This window comes from Glaciibacter sp. 2TAF33 (assembly GCF_052114945.1).
Classification (GTDB): domain Bacteria; phylum Actinomycetota; class Actinomycetes; order Actinomycetales; family Microbacteriaceae; genus Cryobacterium.
Window position 1 is genome coordinate 92,259 of sequence record NZ_JBFRFS010000009.1, and the last position, 19,733, is coordinate 111,991.

General features: G+C 64.4%; 13 protein-coding genes. 10 read left to right on the forward strand and 3 right to left on the reverse strand.

The genetic code is table 11. From position 1 onward, the window contains the following. The first annotated feature begins 3 nt into the window (after window positions 1-3). Window positions 4-3,915: a DNA-directed RNA polymerase subunit beta' gene (locus AB4Y94_RS11065; protein ID WP_441727876.1), complete on the forward strand. Its 3,912-nt coding sequence runs from the start codon at window positions 4-6 to the stop codon at window positions 3,913-3,915. A 227-nt stretch (window positions 3,916-4,142) separates the two neighbouring features. Here AB4Y94_RS11065 and AB4Y94_RS11070 read toward each other — a convergent pair whose 3' ends face one another. Continuing rightward, window positions 4,143-4,601: a hypothetical protein gene (locus AB4Y94_RS11070; protein WP_441727877.1), complete on the reverse strand. Its 459-nt coding sequence runs from the start codon at window positions 4,599-4,601 to the stop codon at window positions 4,143-4,145. A gap of 229 nt (window positions 4,602-4,830) precedes the next feature. On the opposite strand from AB4Y94_RS11070, the gene AB4Y94_RS11075 reads away from it, so the two are divergent. Beyond that, the gene (locus AB4Y94_RS11075) at window positions 4,831-5,403 is read left to right on the forward strand and encodes a hypothetical protein (protein ID WP_441727878.1); all 573 of its coding nucleotides are present in this window, start codon (window positions 4,831-4,833) and stop codon (window positions 5,401-5,403) included. Between the two features lie 134 nt (window positions 5,404-5,537). Here AB4Y94_RS11075 and AB4Y94_RS11080 read toward each other — a convergent pair whose 3' ends face one another. Further along, entirely contained in the window at window positions 5,538-7,088 is a 1,551-nt protein-coding gene (locus AB4Y94_RS11080; protein ID WP_441727879.1) for a chitinase, read from the reverse strand. A gap of 253 nt (window positions 7,089-7,341) precedes the next feature. On the opposite strand from AB4Y94_RS11080, the gene AB4Y94_RS11085 reads away from it, so the two are divergent. Then, window positions 7,342-9,702, forward strand: coding sequence for a glycosyltransferase family 2 protein (locus AB4Y94_RS11085; RefSeq protein WP_441727880.1), 2,361 nt, complete (start codon window positions 7,342-7,344; stop codon window positions 9,700-9,702). Here the strand turns inward: AB4Y94_RS11085 and AB4Y94_RS11090 are convergent. After that, a complete protein-coding gene (locus tag AB4Y94_RS11090) occupies window positions 9,689-11,947 on the reverse strand; it encodes a putative bifunctional diguanylate cyclase/phosphodiesterase (RefSeq protein ID WP_441727881.1) in 2,259 nt (752 codons plus the stop codon). The genes AB4Y94_RS11085 and AB4Y94_RS11090 overlap by 14 nt on opposite strands. Window positions 11,948-12,230: 283 nt before the next feature. Between AB4Y94_RS11090 and AB4Y94_RS11095 the strand changes: the two genes are divergently transcribed. The 7 genes from AB4Y94_RS11095 to AB4Y94_RS11125 all read left to right on the forward strand — a co-directional run bounded on the left by AB4Y94_RS11095 (window position 12,231) and on the right by AB4Y94_RS11125 (window position 19,732). After that, window positions 12,231-13,901 carry a GspE/PulE family protein gene (locus tag AB4Y94_RS11095; RefSeq protein ID WP_441727882.1) on the forward strand — a complete coding sequence of 557 codons (1,671 nt, stop codon included), beginning with the start codon at window positions 12,231-12,233 and terminating at the stop codon, window positions 13,899-13,901. A 26-nt stretch (window positions 13,902-13,927) separates the two neighbouring features. Further along, a complete protein-coding gene (locus tag AB4Y94_RS11100) occupies window positions 13,928-15,397 on the forward strand; it encodes a type IV pilus twitching motility protein PilT (protein WP_441727883.1) in 1,470 nt (489 codons plus the stop codon). After that, a complete protein-coding gene (locus tag AB4Y94_RS11105; protein ID WP_441727884.1) occupies window positions 15,397-16,626 on the forward strand; it encodes a type II secretion system F family protein in 1,230 nt (409 codons plus the stop codon). Before AB4Y94_RS11100 ends, AB4Y94_RS11105 begins: the two co-directional genes overlap by 1 nt. 131 nt (window positions 16,627-16,757) lie before the next feature. Further along, window positions 16,758-17,195, forward strand: coding sequence for a type II secretion system protein (locus AB4Y94_RS11110; RefSeq protein ID WP_441727885.1), 438 nt, complete (start codon window positions 16,758-16,760; stop codon window positions 17,193-17,195). 112 nt (window positions 17,196-17,307) lie between these two features. After that, window positions 17,308-17,721 carry a type IV pilus modification PilV family protein gene (locus AB4Y94_RS11115; protein WP_441727886.1) on the forward strand — a complete coding sequence of 138 codons (414 nt, stop codon included), beginning with the start codon at window positions 17,308-17,310 and terminating at the stop codon, window positions 17,719-17,721. After that, window positions 17,718-18,290, forward strand: a complete 573-nt coding sequence (locus AB4Y94_RS11120; protein WP_441727887.1) for a PilW family protein — start codon at window positions 17,718-17,720, stop codon at window positions 18,288-18,290. Before AB4Y94_RS11115 ends, AB4Y94_RS11120 begins: the two co-directional genes overlap by 4 nt. A gap of 71 nt (window positions 18,291-18,361) precedes the next feature. Next, window positions 18,362-19,732 carry a hypothetical protein gene (locus tag AB4Y94_RS11125; RefSeq protein ID WP_441727888.1) on the forward strand — a complete coding sequence of 457 codons (1,371 nt, stop codon included), beginning with the start codon at window positions 18,362-18,364 and terminating at the stop codon, window positions 19,730-19,732. Window position 19,733 lies beyond the last annotated feature (1 nt).

Consider the following 19,733-nt stretch of genomic DNA (forward strand, 5'->3'; position numbering starts at 1 on the left):
AAATTGCTCGACGTAACAACTTTTGACGAGCTTCGCATTGGCCTGGCTACCGCCGACGACATCCGTCGCTGGTCACACGGTGAGGTCAAGAAGCCCGAAACTATCAACTACCGCACGCTCAAGCCCGAGAAGGACGGCCTGTTCGGAGAGCAGATCTTCGGACCGTCCCGGGACTGGGAGTGCTCCTGCGGCAAGTACAAGCGCGTGCGCTTCAAGGGCATCGTCTGTGAGCGCTGTGGCGTAGAGGTCACCAAGTCGTCGGTGCGCCGTGAGCGGATGGGCCACATCGAGCTCGCCGCCCCGGTTACCCACATCTGGTACTTCAAGGGCGTCCCGTCGCGCCTCGGCTACCTGCTGGACATGGCTCCGAAGGACCTCGAAAAGGTCATCTACTTCGCCGCGTACATGGTCATCACGGTTGACGAAGACGCGCGCCACCAGGACATGCCGGGCCTTGAGAACGAGCTTCGCCTCGAGATCAAGACCCTCGAAGGCCAGCGCGACACCCGCATCGCGGACCGCATGCAGCGCCTGGAGACCGACCTCGCAGCCCTGGAGGCCGAAGGCGCCAAGAGCGACCAGAAGAAGCGCACCAAGGACGCCGCCGAAAAGGAGATGGGCCAGACCCGCAAGTCGATCGACGAGCAGATCGCCCACCTCGAGCGCGTGTGGGAAGACTTCCGCACCCTCAAGGTCGGCGACCTCAAGCCTGAGGACTCGGTCTTCCACGAGCTCCAGGACCGCTTCGGCATGTACTTCGAGGCGTTCATGGGCGCCGAGGCCATCAAGAAGCGCCTGGAGGCGTTCGACCTCGTCACCGAGAGCGAAAACCTGCACCTTCAGATCTCTGAGGGCAAGGGCCAGAAGAAGATCCGTGCGATCAAGCGACTGCGCGTGGTCAACGCGTTCATCATGACCGGCAACTCGCCGGCCGCGATGGTGCTCGACGTCGTCCCGGTGATCCCGCCGGAGCTGCGCCCGATGGTGCAGCTCGATGGTGGCCGCTTCGCGACCTCCGACCTCAACGACCTCTACCGTCGTGTGATCAACCGCAACAACCGCCTGCGTCGCCTGCTTGACCTCGGTGCTCCCGAGATCATCGTGAACAACGAGAAGCGGATGCTGCAGGAGGCCGTTGACGCGTTGTTCGACAACGGTCGTCGTGGTCGCCCCGTCACCGGTACCGGCAACCGCGCCCTGAAGTCCCTGAGCGACATGCTCAAGGGCAAGCAGGGTCGGTTCCGCCAGAACCTGCTCGGCAAGCGGGTCGACTACTCGGGACGCTCGGTCATCGTCGTCGGCCCGCAGTTGAAGCTGCACCAGTGTGGTCTGCCCAAGCAGATGGCGCTGGAGCTGTTCAAGCCGTTCGTGATCAAGCGCCTGATCGACCTGAGCCACGCCCAGAACATCAAGGCGGCCAAGCGCATGGTCGAGCGGAGCCGTCCGCAGGTGTGGGACGTGCTCGAGGAGATCATCCGGGAGCGCCCCGTGCTGCTGAACCGTGCGCCCACGCTGCACCGCCTGGGCATCCAGGCCTTCGAGCCCCAGCTTGTTGAGGGTAAGGCCATCCAGCTGCACCCGCTCGTGTGTGCCGCGTTCAACGCCGACTTCGACGGTGACCAGATGGCAGTGCACCTGCCGCTGTCCGTCGAGGCGCAGGCCGAGGCCCGCGTCCTGATGCTCGCATCGAACAACATCCTGAAGCCGTCAGACGGCCGCCCGGTGACCCTGCCCACCCAGGACATGATCATCGGTCTGCACCACCTGACCACGCTCAAGGAAGGCGTCGAAGGCGAAGGCCGCGCGTTCTCATCGACCTCTGAGGCGATCCTCGCGTTCGATCAGAAGTCGCTCGACCTGAACGCCAAGGTGCGCATCCGTCTCACCGACGAGTATTTCACCGAGGGCACCCAGCCCGATGGCGTCGAACTGGTCGACGTGAAGGAAGGCACCGGCAAGGCCGTGGGCACCGTACTGGTGAACACCACCCTGGGCCGCGCAATCTTCAACGAGGCGCTTCCGGCCGACTACCCCTACTTCGAGAAGGTGGCGGACAAGGGCACTATCTCCCAGATCGTGAACGACCTTGCCGAGCGCTACCCGAAGGTGGAAGTCGCCGCGACGCTGGACCGCATCAAGGACGCCGGCTTCTACTGGGCCACGCGCTCCGGTGTGACCGTCGCGCTCAGCGACATCCTGACCCCGCCGAACAAGCCGCAGATCGTTGCCGGCTATGAGAAGCAGGCCGCCAAGGTGCAGTCACAGTTCGAGAAGGGTCTCACCACCGACCTCGAGCGCCGCCAGGAGCTCATCCAGATCTGGACCCGTGCGACGGAAGACGTCGCAGCGGCCATGCAGGAGAACTTCCCGGCAGACAACACCATCAACCGCATGGTCACCTCCGGTGCCCGCGGTAACTGGCTGCAGGTGCGCAACATCGCCGGTATGCGAGGCCTGGTGAACAACCCGAAGGGTGAGATCATCCCTCGCCCGATCATCTCGAGCTACCGCGAGGGCCTGTCCGTCGCCGAGTACTTCATTGCTACTCACGGTGCTCGTAAGGGTCTGGCCGACACGGCTCTGCGAACCGCGGACTCCGGCTACCTCACGCGTCGTCTCGTGGACGTCTCGCAGGATGTCATCATCCGCGAGGACGACTGTGGAACGACCAAGGGTCTTGACCTGCCGATCGCCGCCGTCGACTCCACCGGAACCCTCGTTCGCGACTCCAACGTCGAGAACGCGGTCTACGCCCGCAGCCTGGCCGCCGACGCGGTCAACGCCAAGGGTGAGGTTGTGGCCCAGGCCGGCGACGACGTCGGAGACGTGCTGATCAACAAGCTCGTCGAAGCCGGCGTTGAGAACATCAAGGTTCGTTCGGTGCTGACGTGTGAGTCCGCGGTCGGTGTGTGTGCTGTCTGCTACGGCCGCTCCCTCGCCACCGGCAAGCTCGTCGACATCGGTGAGGCCGTCGGAATCATCGCCGCGCAGTCCATCGGTGAACCCGGCACGCAGCTCACCATGCGTACCTTCCACACCGGTGGGTCGGCATCCGCTGACGACATCACCCAGGGTCTGCCCCGGGTGCAGGAACTCTTCGAAGCCCGTACCCCCAAGGGTGCGTCGCCCATCGTCGAGGCCGCCGGTCGCATCACGATCGAGGACACGGATCGCAGCCGCAAGGTGATCCTGACCCCCGACAACGGTGACGAAGCCATCGCCTACCCGGTGCTCAAGCGTTCGACCCTCCTCGTGGAGGACGGACAGCACGTCGAGCTCGGTACGCAGGTCATCGTCGGCGCCGTCGACCCGAAGGAAGTTCTTCGGGTCAAGGGTGTCCGTGAGGTGCAGAAGCACCTCGTCGGTGGCGTGCAGGATGTCTACCGGTCACAGGGTGTTCCGATCCACGACAAGCACATCGAGGTCATTGTTCGCCAGATGCTGCGGAAGGTGACCGTCGTCGAGCACGGCGACACCGGCCTGCTGCCCGGCGAGCTGGTCGACCGCCTGAAGTACAACGAGCTCAACCGGGCCGCGTTGACCGAGGGCAAGAAGACGGCTTCGGCCCGTCAGGAAGTCATGGGTATCACCAAGGCTTCGCTGGCGACCGAGTCGTGGCTGTCGGCCGCTTCCTTCCAGGAGACCACCCGGGTTCTGACCCAGGCGGCCATGGAAGGCAAGAGCGACCCGCTGATGGGCCTCAAGGAGAACGTGATCATCGGTAAGTTGATCCCGGCCGGCACCGGTCTTCCCCGTTACCGCGACGTCACTGTCGAGGCGACAGAGGAAGCCAAGGCTGAGCGTTACCCGAACCGCATCTTCACGGATGAGGCGGCTTTCAACGAGGGTGACCTGAGCTTCGTCGACTTCGACAGCTTCAACTCGGACGACTTCACGCCCGGCACCTACAACTAACGGTTTCCGTTAGTTCGGATGGCCCCCTGCTTCGGCAGGGGGCCATCCTGCGTCCCCGTGGGTTCGCGCTGCGTCCCCTGCGCCCGCGCTGCGTCCTCGTGGGCCCGCGCTGCGTCCCCGTTGGCCCGCGCTGCGTCCCCGTTCGCTCGCGCTGAGGATTTTGCCACGCGCGGATGGCCTGCCCGCTGCGCGTGGCCAAATCCTCAGCGCAAGCGGATGCCAACGGCTCAGTCGGAGTCGGACTTGATCTTCCCGTTCCCGTTGGTCTTCCCGTTCGGATTGCCGTTGCCATGCTCGGGCACAATCGGCGGAGAGGACGGCGAGACCGAGTCTTTCGGCGCTTCCGCGACTTTCTTGGCCTTCTTCGGCTTGTGCGCCTTCTTGTTGGCGTGCGTCTTGGCCCATTCCGAGACCCGCTTGCCCGTCGCGGCGCCCTTCACCTTCGACGCATCCTTGGCCGCGTCGCGCGGCATCGCGGCGACGTCCTGGCTGCGGCCGTTCTTCTTCGCCTGCGGCCTGTCCGACGTGGAATCGTCGGTGGGTACCGGTGTGGGCGCGGCGATGTCGGTTGACGATCCGACCCTTCCGGTCTCCGGCAGCCCGGTGGAGGCGAAGGCAGCGCCGCCAGCGAGGACGACACCCGCGATGGTGACCGTTGCGACGGCGATCATCGGCGCTGTTCTCACGTGGTCCTCCGGCGGCTGTATTCATGTGTGCGATCGCGCACCCCGCGCGGTTGTGCTCAGTGTGGCGGATGCCTGGCCGACCGTCAATGCCGCGATCCGTCGAACGTGTCCTTCCGCAACCGCTCATTTCGGGAACGGGGGGTGGCGAACAGGTGAGCTCGAACGGGTGGTCGCGAACGGGTGATGCCTACCGGATAAGTTTGACGGAACCTCCGAAGGGCACCGTCCGATGAGCACCTCCCCTACCGCAGCGCCGCCCCGTCGTCGTCTCCGGCTGATCCCCGCGACCGGCAACGCGACGCCCACGCCGATTGCAACGGATGCCGCGGGCGTCGACCCGAGGCATCCGTCGTCGTGTGCCGAGATCTACACGACAGACTGGGCCGCTCAGCTGAGTCCGCTGCTTGTGCTCAACCCCGCGTGGACCCAGGACCCGGCCGGCGGAGCCATCCGGTACCGCGGTGAGGACGACGGGCTCGAGACGGTGTTGGAGGCGACCACGTCCGTGACCTGCATCTGGGCCAAGGCGTCCGGCGGCGGCGATGTTGGACTCACCACGAACGTCGCCGAAATCACCGAGACGCAGCAGGCGAGCGTCACCGAACGCATGAGCGGCCTCGGCTACTCGTGCTTCGAGGAGATCAAGGGCCTCCGCTGTGTCACCGAGGTGACCGCCGACGGTTCTAGCTGGGGCGAATCGCACTTCCTCCGCGAGGGGCTGTGGTTCGCGACCAAATGGGTGAACACCAGCCCAGAGGGCTATACCCACGACATAGTCGGCACGGTCTTCGGCGACGCGTAGCCGCGGTCCCGCAGCCAGCACCGCCCCTCGATGCAGCCCAAACCGGCTGGATTGAGCATCCGTCGGCGGAATCCGGATGAACTGTCGCCTCTGTCCGGCTCGTTCCGCCTTCGCTGCGTGGACGGGCGCGATTGCTACTTGCCGGCGAGGATCTTGGTGACTTCCTCGTCCTTGAGCTTCATCCACGGCGAACTATTCGACCCTTCGAGGGCCGCCTGCGGGCTGTCGCTCTGGTTCCACCACTTGGACTCGAGGATCCGACCGCCGAACATGACCCGGTCGCCCTTCTCGTAGACGGCGGAGGCGACCCAGTCCGGATACGTTCCCTCGGGCACCTCAATCACCGGCTGCGGCTTGTCGCCCGGAAGCACCGGGCCGATCAGCTCCCACGGCGTCTCGGAGGCGCGCATGGAGGGGTTGTCGGGCAGGTCATCGAGGGTCCAGTACTTTGCGGCGTAGACGTTGCCGTGCCACACCACCCGGTCTTTGGCAACATACGTGGCCTCCGGCGTCCAAATCGGATAGGGGCTGGTCGCGGGGTCGTCGACCACGGGGGCGACCGACGGTTCCGCGGTCCGCGTGGCCGGCGCAGCGAACGGCGTCCCGGTGATCCCGCTCGCCAGCACTTTAGCGAAGCGCGCATCACCCTGCTCTACTCCGCTGCAGGCGTCGGAGACCCGCTTCACATCGGGATAGTTGGCGCCGCAGGTGGCATCGCGGTTGAGCGACCACATCGAAACCCTGCCGATGCCCGTCTGCCGCGCGAACGTGTTCAGCCCCCGCGCCGCGTCGAGGCCGAAGACCTCGCTCGGCACGTCATTCTGGCCGATCATCGGGGTGAGCCCGATCTTCCGCCAGAGCGTCCTGTCGCCCGGGTCGAAGCCGGCGGCTGTGTAGAGCACGGCAAGCTGCTTGTGGGTGGCCTGCGCGGCGCTGATAGAGGCGTCCAGCATGCCCGCCGAGGTCGTGATGCCGGAGTTGAAATCCATGGTCATCACGTTCACGCCGGTGAGATCGACCTTGGCCGCGAGCATCTGGGCCACGGCGGTGGTGCCTTTATCGGTCAGTCCGGTCGGGGCCACCGGCAGGGTGAGCCACACGTCCAGGCTCGTGCCCGCGGCGGCCTGCTCCTTCTGGATCGCAGCAATGGCTTCGGCTCGGCGCACACCGGCCGCGGCGTCGCTCAGGCCGGCGCCCTCGACGTCGAGGTCGATCCTGGTGATGTCGTACCGGTCGATGACCTGCCGGTAGGCGCTCTTCAACTTCACCGGGTCGGTGCAGGTCGTCGCCAGCTCGGAATTCGCCATGCCGCCGAACGAGATGGATACCTCGCCGCCGTTCTGCACGAAGCGCGCGATCCGCCGGTCGACGTCCATGCTCCGACCGGCCTCGCCGAGTCCGTAGAAGCCGCCCCACGATGGGCGGCAGTCGGAGTCGGGGTCGGAGACGATGAACGAGAGCACGACGCTCTTCTCATTCGAGGCAGCGACGTCCTCGAACGCGAAGGTGGGCGTCGCGGTCACGTCGACGTAGCCGGAGAAGAAGGAGCGTGAAGCGGATGCGGCTTGCGCGTCTTCGAAACGGGTCCAGCCGAAGACGGCCCCGGCGGCGACCACGGCGAGTGCGGCGCAGAGCGCGACGACGCGCAGAACGGACAGTCGGCGGCCAGGAAAGCGTTGTGACACAGGTTCTCCCCAGTGCGGGGTACAGGCGGACCCCGGGAAACGGTTTCGCGAACGACGAAAGTGCCGGTCACGGTCCTGGTTGTGATGATTGGAACGTCAGGAGGCGCCATTGCCGGAAGTCGAAGCCGCGCGGCGAAAGCGCGCGCCCTCCTATTATGCTGGCAACGAGCGGACAGTCTCTGGCCCACATCCGGGTGAGTTTCCCGCACAGAATTCACGGGCGGAGCGTCCCTCCCGTTGACGCGGGGGACCAATGCCAGAGCGATCAGTGCTGTCGGATGAGTCTGTAGAGTCCATAGCCACTTCAGAACCGGGTGCGCTCCCCGACGCATCCCTTGCCGAGGGGGGCGCGACCCGAAAGCGCCAGTGGGGCGCCGAGCGCCGGTCGGAGCCACTCTCGATCGTTCACCCCACGCCGTCGCGGCGGAAGATCCTGCTTGGCCGGGTGGGCATCCTGGTGACTATCCTGGCCTGGATCCTCTACGTCATCTCCACAGTGCTGCGGCAGCTGGCCGACAACCCCAACGCTGGATTCCAGTTCCAGCTTGAAACGGTCTCCTACCTGGTCGTCGTGACGTTCCTCACCTTCTCGGCACTCATGTACCTGCTTGCCCGGCAGGGTGCGCTGTACCGGTTCGCCAACCACATACGGGTACCGCGCGGCGAACTCGACCGCCACTTCACCGACTACCACGATGGCATCACGGTGCTGGTTCCCTCCTACGCCGAGGAACCGCAAGTGGTGCGCGCCACGCTCTGGTCGGCGGCGCTGCAGGAATTCCCCGACCTCACTGTTGTGCTGCTGCTCGACGACCCGCCCTTCCCCACCGACCCCGCCGTGCTCGCCCGGCTTGAAGAGACCCGGGCGCTGGCGGCGGATATCGAGCTGGCCCTCTCCGCTCCGGCGGAGCGAGCGAACTCGGCGCTGGCCGATTTCCGACAACGGATGCAGAACTCCGTGGATGCCGCTGACGAACTGCTCCGGGTCTCCGCCGAATACGAGGCGGCTGCCGGATGGCTCGAGACGATGGCCGAGGCCGAACGCGTCGAGAACCACGTGGACGAGTTCTTCGTCGACCTCGTCATCATGGGCCTGTCGCGGGAGTTGCGCCTGACGCTGCTCGCCCTGGACGCTGCGAGCGCGCAGAAGGCCTCGCCCGGAGCCGAGCGACTCGGCCAGCTCTACCAGCGGCTCAGCTGGATCTTCAACGTGAAGACCGAGACCTTCGAGCGGAAGATGTTCGCCAGCCTGTCGCACGAAACGAACAAGGCGATGAACCTCAACGCCTACATTTCGCTGATGGGGCACCGCTGGAACCGCGAGGATGCGGCCGGTGCGATGGTCCTGCGCGAGGTCGCGGAAGACGAGCCCGCCGACCTCATCATTCCCGACACCGAATACCTGCTGACCCTCGACGCCGATTCGCTGCTGCTGCGCGACTACTGCCTGCGGCTGGCGTACTTCCTGGAATCCGCGGGCAATGAGCGGGTGGCCGTCACCCAGACGCCGTACTCCTCCTTCCGCGGCGCACCGACCCGCATCGAACGAGTCGCCGGCGCGACCACCGACATCCAGCACATCCTGCACCAGGGCATGACCTACTACGGGGCGACCTTCTGGGTCGGCGCGAACGCCGTCATCCGCAAACGCGCCCTGGAAGACATCGTCGAGGTGGAGACCGTCGGCGGTTTCGAGATCCGCACGTACATCCAGGACCGCACCGTGATCGAAGACACCGAGTCCAGCGTCGACCTCGGAACGCACGGCTGGACCCTCTCGAACTACCCTGAACGACTCAGCTACAGTGCCACCCCGCCCGACTTCGGCGCGCTCGTGGTCCAGCGCCGCCGCTGGGCCAACGGTGGCCTCCTGATCCTGCCCAAACTCTGGAAGCAGATCTCGCAGCGCCGCTCCCTGCGCGAACGGGTGCTGTTCCGCGAGGTGCTGCTGCGGGTGAACTACATGGCGTCCATCGCCTGGGCCAGCTTCGGGCTGCTGTTCCTGCTGGCCTACCCGTACGACAGCCGGCTTCTGAGCCCGGTCGTCTTCATCGCCGCCCTGCCCTACTTCCTGGCCATGGGAAGCGACCTTCGGGACTCCGGCCACCGCTTCAGCGACATCTTCCGCATCTACGGTTTCAACCTGGTGTTGCTTACGGTGAACCTGGCCGGCGTCATCAAGTCAATGCAGCAGGGCCTCACCGGCGAGAAGATTCCGTTCGTGCGCACGCCGAAAGTGAAGAACCGCACGGCAGCTCCCGCGCTCTACGTCGTGGTGCCGTACCTCATCGTCGCCTTCTCGCTGCTCACCGTATGGCGCAACGTGCAAGACCAGAACTGGGGCAACGTGGCATTCGCCGCGCTCAACGCCGTGCTGGCGGCCGGGGCGATCCGGGCTTACGTCGGAATGCGCAACTCAATCGTCGACGTGTTCCTCGGCGTGCTCGGCTGGCTGTACGTGTCACCGAAGAAACCGAAGCAGGAAGCACCGAAGATTGTTCCAAAATCGCCGGAAGAGATCGACTGGGAGTCCGTTCTCTACTACGGCGACCGCCGGCTCAACCGCGACCTGCGGGCGGGCAACGACCGGCGCCGCCGGGTCACCCCACGCTGACGTTCCGCACCGCGCTCGCGTGCTCTGCGCCGGCAGGCTCCGCACCGGGGCGCTGCCCCAGCCATCCTGCGATCTCGGCCGCCGGAATCGCTCGGGACATGTGGAACCCCTGGCCTTGGTCGCACCCAGCAGCGGCCAGGTGACCGTAGGCATCCGCTGACTCGATGCCTTCGGCCACCACCTGCATCTCGAGGGCGTGCGCCAGGTCGATAGTCGACGAGACCAGGGCCGCGGCGCGGGCATCACCGGTTATGGGGCTGACAAAGGATCGGTCAAGCTTGAGTTCATCGATCGGCAGGTCTCGGAGGTACGCGAGGGAACTGTAGCCAGTGCCGAAATCGTCAATTGCAATCCGGAAGCCACGACTGCGAAGCTCAGTCAACACGACACGTGCGCGGTCCACGTTCCTGATGACATATTCCTCGGTGACCTCCAGGGTGAGCGCGGAGGGCGGCAGCCCGCGGGACGCCACCATCTCGGCGACCCGGCGCGGCATACCCGAATCCACAAGCGAACTGGCAGACAGGTTTACGGCGACGGTGAACGCGTGGCCCTTCGCGTGCCAGCACGCGGCCTCGTCGAGGGCTTGTTCGAGGACCACTCGCGTGAGCTCTCGGATCAGGCCCGCCTCTTCGATCAGCCCGAGGAAGGCATCGGGAAAGAGCAATCCCCGCACCGGATGGTTCCATCGCACGAGAGCCTCGTACCCGGTGACGGACCCGGATCTGAGATCGACCTTCGGCTGGTAGTGCACCACCATCTGCCCGGCCGCCAGGGCGTTTCGGAGCTCGTCAAGGGTTTTCAGGCGGGTGTCACCGTCGACGTCGTCGAGGTCGCCGTAGAGGTGATGCCCCGTGCGCGCGGCCTTGGCTTTATACATCGCCAGGTCCGCCTTACGGAGCAGCGGGCTCAGCGTCTCGCCATGCTGTGGGAACATGGCGATTCCGACGCTGGCACCCGAATGCACGGCGATACCGTCCAGCGAGTAGAGCTCGGCCAGCGCGTCGCACACGTGCTGGGCGAACGTGGTGGCCATGTCAGCATCCACACCGGTCAGCAGCAGCGTGAACTCATCACCACCGAGTCGGGCGAGCAGGCTGCCGCGGTGGCCACCGCGATGCAGCTGCTGTTCCAGACGTCGACTGACCTTGACAAGGAGCTGATCGCCGACGTCGTGACCGAGGCTGTCGTTGACGTGCTTGAACCCGTCCAGGTCGAGCATGAGAAGCGCACCGGTCCGATTGCGGTTCGCAGCGATCCGCATGGGCACGTCCGTGTAGAAGGCGCGACGGTTGGGAAGGCCGGTCAGCTCGTCGGTGCGTGACTGGCGCCGAAAATACCACTGGCGCAGACCCAGCGGCGCAACTGCGGCTGCCAGTGTCGCCCCGGCGAGTACGACCGCCACGCCGTTCACGCGAGTGGTGCTGCTCACCAGCAGGATGCAGATTGCGGCGATCATCGAAGCGACGGGAATGGTCAGCTCTGGGCCGCCGGCCCGGGTGGAACGCCCGGCCTGTTCGCTCCTCGCCGAGCGGCTGATCCACCCGGCGACGAGAGCCAGGCCGACGGCGGAGCAGAGGTCGGGCCAGGAACCGACACCGTATCCAGAAGCGAAGAGGCTGTAGGCGATGTCCGCGACCGCGAACAAGACCAGGCCACCGGCGAGCAGCATCCAGTGCCGTCCGCGGTCCAGCCCATGCGCGCTTGCGATTCCCGCCACCGCAGCGATCAGGAGGAGGTCGAGCACGGTGTAGGTCACCTCGATCACGGTGGCCAGCGAGAACGAGCGCGCGAGGCTGTCGTCAAGCATCGGCACGAGAAAAACCGCGAGAACGGATGCCGCGCCCAGCGCGCCGATGGCGCTGTCAAGCAGCACCGCACGGCTCAGCCCCCGTATCCGTCGATGAACGAGTCTGACCAGGGCGGCGAGCATGAGGACATGGAAGGTGAGGTAGCCGGCGTCGGCGGGCGATGGTACCGGCAGCGAGCCGGACTCGTCCAGAGCGTGCACATGGAAAGCCTTGGCGGCCGCCCAGCTCGTAACGGCCGCCGCCGCAAGAAGCAGCCCCGGTCGCATCCGTTGTCTCTGAAACAGCGCGACTACTGCAACCACGACCGTGGCAATGCTGGTGGAGGTAGCCATCCATCCGTCGATGACCGCGTCGAAGCCGTCACCGTGCAGTACACGAGCTGCGGCATGCGCGGCGAGCATGAGCGTCATCACCCACACGGCCCAGCCGGTCACAGTGGCGACGCGGGGCCTATCGTCAGCGGCACCCGGACTATAGCGATGCAGCACGCAAACCCCCAGAATCTCGACCAATCCTACCGGCCGGCTGAGAACGAATGGGTGGTTCGCCGCCCGAACCCGACACCCGCACCCCCTGATCGTGGGACTATCCCCACGCCGCACACCAGAGGTACTGTTGCGCGTTACCAGCACCACTCGTAATGCCTCGGGCCACTGACTTACGTCGCTGCACCGTCCGAGGGCAGCTGCAGCTATGCCCGGCCCGGGGGAGGTTAGTGTGGCATCCCTGACTGAAATCCTGATCCTCCACGGCCTCCTGCCGATCGAGGAACTGGACACCCTGATGGCCGGCGACCCGGCCGACGAAGGCGCTGTGCGTGAACTCGTCGCCAAGGGCGTGATCACCGAGGTGCAGTTCGCCAAGGCCCGCGCCCAACAGGCGGGCCTTCCCTTCGTGGAATTGCTCGACTACCCCGTTGACCGCATGGCCGTCGCCCTGGTGTCCGCTGCCATCTCGCGCCGCCACGCTGTGCTGCCGATCAGCATCGACAACGGCCGGCTGGTGCTCGCCATGGTCGACCCCGGCGACGTGTTCGCCGTCGACGACGTACGCGCAGCAGCACGGATGCCGGTCCTCCAGGTCGTCGCCGCCGAGGGTGACCTGCTCGCAGCGATCGCCCGGTACCACCGCGCCGACGACGAACTCAGCAACCTCACCAGCACCATGGAGGAGGAGAACGCGCCCGCCGACGCATCCGCTTTCGGTACCACGGACACCGCCGACGATGACGCGCCGATCGTGCGGTTCGTGAACCTGCTGGTGAGCCAGGCCATTCAGGACCTCGCCTCCGACATCCACATCGAACCTGCCGAGCACGACATGCGGGTGCGGTACCGCATCGACGGCGTGCTTCACGAGATGCAGAGCGCGCCCAAGAGCATCCAGAACGGTGTGATCTCGAGGCTCAAGATCATGGCCGACATCGACATCGCCGAACGCCGCAAACCGCAGGACGGCCGCATGTCGGTCAGCCACGGCGGGCGCAAGATCGACCTCCGCGTCGCGACCCTCCCCACGGTGTGGGGCGAAAAGGTCGTCATGCGAATCCTCGACAACTCCAACACCAGTCTCAACGTGCGTGACCTCGCCCTGCTGGAGCACAACTTCGAGGCCTACAAGACTTCCTACAGCAAGCCGTATGGCATGATCCTGGTCACCGGTCCCACTGGTTCCGGCAAGTCGACCACACTCTACACGACCCTCGGCGCGGTTGCTCGCCCGGAGATCAACGTGATCACGGTCGAGGACCCGGTCGAATACCGGATGAAGGGAATCAACCAGGTTCAGGTGAACCCGAAGGCGGGCCTCACCTTCGCCAGCGCGCTGCGCTCCATCCTCCGCAGCGACCCGGACGTCGTTCTGTTGGGGGAGATTCGCGACCACGAGACCGCTCAGATCGCCATCGAAGCCTCCCTCACCGGGCACCTCGTGCTCTCCACCCTGCACACCAACAACGCCCCGAGCGCGATCACCCGTCTCACCGAGATGGACATCGAACCGTTCCTGGTCGGCTCTGCCCTCGACAGCGTGATGGCTCAGCGCCTCGCGCGCCGACTGTGCGACCGGTGCAAGCAGCCGGCGGTCATTGACGCCGAGTACCTCACCAAGCTGCGCTTCTCGTTCGACCGCGACCTGCCGCTGCCCACGATCCATCAACCGGTCGGCTGCACCAACTGCTCCAACACCGGTTACCGCGGCCGCATCGCCGTGCACGAGGTGATGACCGTGACCGAGGAGATCGAACGCCTCGCCGTCACCCGCGCCTCGAGCGCCGAAATCGGCCGGATGGCCCGTGAGCAAGGCATGATCACGCTCCGCGAAGACGGCTGGGAGAAAGCCAAACTGGGCCTCATCTCCGTCGAAGAGATTCTGCGGGTGGTCGCTTAGTGGCAGACATTGAAAGGGGAGGCTTCATGGACGAGCCAATTTACGAGATTCCGGTCACACCCAAGGCAGCGGATGCCGAACCGACGTTGGAATCGCTGCTCGCCGAGTTCGCCGCCCAGGAGGTAGTCGAGCCGCGCACGGTGGTCGACCCTCTCGAGACCCAGTGGCTTCCGCCGAGCCCAACCGACCCCTTCGACGAGGTGCCGCCGCCCACCAAGGTCTACTCCCTCGACGATTACACCTCGCAAGGTCGGGCTGCGGCACGCCGCGCGGCAGTTCCCACGATCGCCCCGCAGGTAGCCCGGGCCGAGGCGCTGCTCACCGACGAGGAACGCGCGGCGCTCGGCAACGCCGATCCCGACCTCGTCGCGGCGCTCGAGCAGGTCGTGCTTCGGAACGCCTCCGACCTGCACGTGACAGCCGGGGCCGCACCGAGCCTCCGCGTCGATGGCGGTCTTAGGCCGATGGAGGGCGCCGAGCGATGGATGCCGGAGAAAGTCACGGCTGCTCTCTTCAGCCTGCTCCTGCCCGACCAGCGCGAGCGCTTCGAGCGCGAACTCGAACTCGACTTCGCCTACACCGCTGGCGGCGCCCGATTCCGCGTCAACTATTACCAACAGCGCAACTCCGTCGGCGCGGCTTTTCGTCTCATCCCGCGGGACATCAAGCCGCTAGACGAGCTCGGGGTGCCGGCATCCATCAACCAGTTCGCCAAGCTCGCACGCGGACTCGTCCTCGTCACCGGGCCGACCGGTTCCGGCAAGTCGACGACCCTCGCCGCGCTCATCGACCTGGTCAACCGCACCCGAGCTGACCACATCGTGACCGTCGAAGACCCGATCGAGTTCCTGCACCGGCACCAGAAGTCGCTGGTGAACCAGCGCGAGGTCGGCCACGACACGCACAGCTTCGCCGCTGCGCTCAAGCACGTGCTGCGGCAGGACCCCGACGTCATCCTGATCGGCGAGCTCCGCGACCTGGAGACGATCTCGGTCGCACTCACCGCAGCGGAAACCGGCCACCTCGTCTTCGCCACTCTGCACACGCAGTCCGCAGCGCAGACCATCGACCGGGTCATAGATGTCTTCCCGCCGCACCAGCAGGGCCAGGTTCGCGCACAGCTCGCCGCCACCCTGCAGGGCGTCGTCTGTCAGACCCTGGTGAAGAAGGCCAGCGGAAGCGGCCGCGTCGTTGCCACCGAGGTTCTCGTGACGACCCCCGCGATCGGCAACCTTATCCGCGAGGGCAAGACCTACCAGATCACGTCGATGATGCAGGCCGGCCGTGGCCTCGGCATGCACACCATGGACCAGCACCTCGCCGACCTCGTCGACTCGGGCCAGATCACGCGCGAGGCCGCCCTCGAGAAGGCGCAGGAGCCTGACGCCATCGGACAGCTGATCCAGAGGGCAGAGACCCCAGCGGATGACGTCGGTCGCGCGATCGCCTCCGGCGGCATCGACTTCGGCGACTCCTTCTCCCGAGACGGCCACTGATGCCCACCGCGCAGGCCTACGCCTATCGCGGGCGCGACTCCGCCGGCAAGGTCATCAAGGGAACCCTGGACGCGACGAGCGAGGGTGCGGTCGCCTCCCGCCTCAACGCGATGGGGCTCTCCCCGATCTCCATCACGCCAACGGCCGAAGGCACCGGACTCAGCCGGGAAATCTCCATCCCTGGCTTCAGCAAGGGCGTAGGTCTCAAGGACCTCGCCATCATGAGCCGCCAGATGGCGACCATGATCGGGTCGGGGTTGTCGCTGCTCCGCGCCCTCAACATCCTTGCCGAGCAGACGGAGAGCAAACCGCTCTCGAAACTGCTCGTGCAGGTGCGCGACGACGTCGAAACCGGTACCGCGATCTCCGATGCCCTCGCCAAGCACAGCGAATCGTTCCCGCCGATCATGGTGAATATGGTGCGCGCTGGTGAGACCGGTGGCTTCCTCGACGGAGCGCTCGAGTCGATCGCGGCGAACTTCGAGAAGGAGGTGAAGCTCCGCAATACGATCAAGTCGGCCTTGACCTACCCCGTCATCGTTCTGCTCATGTCTCTCGTGGCCGTCATGATCATGCTCATCTTCATCGTGCCGATCTTCGAGGAGATGTTCAAAGGGATGGGCAGCGGGCTGCCCATCCCGACCATGATTCTGGTCTACCTCTCCAAATCCATGGTGTGGGTGGTGCCTGTGCTGGCCGTGGTCATCATTGCGTTCAGTGTCTGGTGGAAGAAGAACAAGAACACTGAACGGGTGCGAAAGTTCGTCGACCCGATCAAACTGAAACTGCCCGTTTTCGGCATGCTGTTGAAGAAGATCGCCGTCGCCCGGTTCGCCCGCAACTTCTCCAACATGATCGGCGCTGGCGTACCCATCCTCCAGGCGCTGAAGATCGTCGGGGAGACCTCCGGCAACTGGGTGATCGAAAATGCGCTCAACGAGGTCGCCGACTCTGTGCGCCAAGGCCACTCGATTTCCGCGCCTCTCCTGCAGCAGCCGGTATTCCCTCCGATGGTCACCCAGATGATCGCTGTCGGTGAGGATGCCGGCTCACTCGAGGTGATGCTGGACAAAATCGCGGACTTCTACGACGACGAGGTCCAGGCGGCTACGGAGCAGCTCACCGCCATGATCGAGCCGCTGATGATCGCATTCCTCGGCGTCGTCATCGGTGGCATGGTGATCGCCCTGTACATGCCGATCTTCGGCATTGCCAGCGCGATCAAGTGACTCATCCCCCTCACGGGGGGCGTGTTCATGCGGAATCACCCCCCTCTGTGGGTCGAATCTGTAAGACGTCCGCTAATACAGTGAAGCCCTGATCGGTCCTGCAGGCCGGTTCCCTTGCTAACCAAACTGGATTGGACCACATCGTGCTTACAAGCTCACTCAATGCACTCAATGTACGCAGGAAATCAGACGAGAACGAAAAGGGCTTCACCCTGATCGAGCTCCTCGTCGTCGTCATCATCATCGGCATCCTCGCCGCAATCGCCATCCCTGTATACCTTGGCATCCAGAATAATGCCAAGGACAGTGCGACCAAATCCGACTTGACCAACTTCAAGACGGCCGTGGTTGCCGCCCAAACGCAGAGCAATGGAGTCCTCCCCGCGGCGGCGCCTGCTGGTGTAGCAGTCACGACCGGCACAACGGCGGTCGTATACACGACCAACGGCACGACTGCATTCTGCATCTCCGGTCACAGTGCCTCCGGGGCGAACTTCGCGATCACAGACTCAACGACGGCGACAACTGGCTTGGTCTGCGCCGCAGCCGGAGCAACTGTCGCTGGCTAGTAAGCCGCTGAAGGCCGTCGCATTGTTGCCTTCCTAGATGCGGGGGCGGCACTTCAGTGCCGCTCCCGCAATCCAGTTCGTTCCCTATATACCGTGCATACGGAGACGACTCATGAGGACAATCCGTAACTTCGTGCGCGTCACGAAGCGCTCTGATAGCGGCATCAGCCTCATCGAAATCATGGTCGCGATGATGCTCTTGGCGCTCGTCTCGGTGGCAATTCTCCCAATGCTCATTATCGGACTCAAGAATGCTTCGATGAACGCGACGCTCGCGACAGCCACGGGTCTCGTCAATCAGCAGCTTGAAGATGCGCGGTCGCGCATAACCTGCGGCGCGCTTGCAGCCCCAGCATTCAGCACGACCGACACACGCGGAGCCGTGCTAAATGTAACTCGCACGGTACCAAGTTGCCCGGTTGGCGGCTACCCTCGTCCAATCGCCGTGACAATTTCTGTCTCGCCCGCCACTACGGGCGTAGCAGTCTCATCGGCCACTACCCTCGTCTATGTGGAGGGCCCATGAGCGCAGACGCTCAGGACAGATTTGAGGACGGCTTTACGCTCGTCGAACTTCTGGTTTACTGCATGCTCCTGGTCCTCGTCTTCGCAATCGCGAGTGCAATGCTCATCAGCGTGATGAAGAATTCGAAGACGGTCACCGCAATGAACGAAACCACAAGTGCTGGCCAGCTTGCGGTTGACTCCATCGATTCGAGCATTCGCAACTCATCTGATTTCCAACTCACCAACCCGAGTGGAACCGACCAGCTCCTCATCACGCGCACAGCTTCCACGGTTGCGGGGCCTGTCACATGGAGCTGCATGGCCTGGTATTACTCCTCATCCGGGGCGGGCAGCATTCGCTCAATGCGGTCGAGCACCACGATTCTGCCGCCTACTGCCACTGAGTTAGCGACCTGGACTCTTCTTGATGACGGCGTGACCCCATTAACAGGGACGGCAATCTTCAGCGCAACACCGAAGCAAATCACTGTCAGCTTCAAGAGCGCGTCGCCCAATCAAACACCGATCGGTATTACGAGCGCGGCAGTAAGCCGCGCTGGAGCATCAGGGAGCCCAGCATGCTACTGAACCGACGCGATAGACGGGCATCCGCTGATGAAAGCGGATCGGCCCTCATAGTGGTCATCGGAGTTATGGCTGTGGGACTGATCCTCACCGCCGTTGCAATGAATTCTGTCGTTTATGGGCTTGGGTATTCAACGGCAACTCGCGCCGGAGTGCAGTCGCAGGGCAGCGCGGAGGCGGGTCTTGCTGCGGCGCGTGCGGGACTCTTCCCGGATGCGACAACCCACCTGAACAATTGCGCTACTCAGGCGACACCGGCAAAATACGTCTCGACATCAGCGCCGGTTTACACGTCGCTCGTCGAACAATACGACGCCACTGGCTGGCATCCCGGTTGTCCGACGGCATCGACTACTCAGGTTCGGGTCACGTCCACTGGCACCGCGCAGTCCACTGGCGTCGCTGGTCAAACCGCGGGAAATGCTAGCAAAGTTGAAGCGGTTGTGAACTGGCTCACTCCGGGGGTTGTCCCGACTGGAGTCGGAATGTACCTATACGGCGGCGGGGTCGTGGAGTCCAATTCCACGCTCGACTTGTCGGAAAGCACAGGCGCCGGTCTAATGATCAAGAACGGCAACTTCGATTGTGACAAGAACAACACGGTGATCAACGGAAGCGTGCTCATCGTCGGGAATCTGGACTTCAACAAGACATGCACCGTCAATGGCAGTGCGTGGGTCACCGGCTCTGCGAGCCTCGGCTCTGGGAGCATCGCGCATGACCTGACTGCTGGCAGCGTGAGCCCCACCCCCCCCGGGAGCAAGGTAGGTGGGACTTACACAAAGATCGTCGCGAGTACGGTGCTGCCGGCGGTTCCGCAATGGACCGAGGTTGGTTACAATCCAAGTGATTGGCGCGATGGCACGGGCGCTCCGTACGAAGTCAAGTCGTTGACCGGGTGCGCACTCCCAAATGGCACGCTGGGCGGTACGATCCCCGGCAAGCCGGTCATCATCAATGCCCTCGCTTGCGCTGCTGGTCCGACGGCAAGCAACAACACGACAGTGAAGCTCACGAGCGATGTTGTGATCTTCGGGCAGAAGTTTAACTGGGACGGGGTCAACTCGTTGAGTTTCGCCTCGTCCTCGAGTGCCGTGCACAAAATCTGGTTCATCACACCGGACTACACACTGGGGAACACGCCATCCTGCCAAACCGGAGGACCCTACAATCAGGGGAATTTCACCGTCAAGAATGGATTCTCGATCGACGCTCCGATCGAAGCCTTTCTCTACACGCCATGTGCGTTCGAAGGAAAGAACGGCTTCACATGGAAGGGCCAGATCTACTCCGGCGCCTACAGCGAAGTCAAGAACAACCCCACGTTTGTGTTTGCGCCCTTAGGCATCGCCGGAGCCGATCTGAACACGGGCCTTGCTATTCCACCGATCGACTATCCCAAGCCCGGTGCCGTCGTGTCGATCCGCGACCTGAGCGGCCCCTAGA

What these genes read in the sequence shown, in the direction of transcription:
- AB4Y94_RS11075 (WP_441727878.1), top strand. Translation starts at nt 4,831, where the DNA reads ATGAGCACCTCCCCTACCGCAGCGCCGCCCCGTCGTCGTCTCCGGCTG.
- AB4Y94_RS11085 (WP_441727880.1), top strand. Translation starts at nt 7,342, where the DNA reads ATGCCAGAGCGATCAGTGCTGTCGGATGAGTCTGTAGAGTCCATAGCC.
- AB4Y94_RS11100 (WP_441727883.1), top strand. Translation starts at nt 13,928, where the DNA reads ATGGACGAGCCAATTTACGAGATTCCGGTCACACCCAAGGCAGCGGAT.
- AB4Y94_RS11105 (WP_441727884.1), top strand. Translation starts at nt 15,397, where the DNA reads ATGCCCACCGCGCAGGCCTACGCCTATCGCGGGCGCGACTCCGCCGGC.
- AB4Y94_RS11115 (WP_441727886.1), top strand. Translation starts at nt 17,308, where the DNA reads ATGAGGACAATCCGTAACTTCGTGCGCGTCACGAAGCGCTCTGATAGC.
- AB4Y94_RS11120 (WP_441727887.1), top strand. Translation starts at nt 17,718, where the DNA reads ATGAGCGCAGACGCTCAGGACAGATTTGAGGACGGCTTTACGCTCGTC.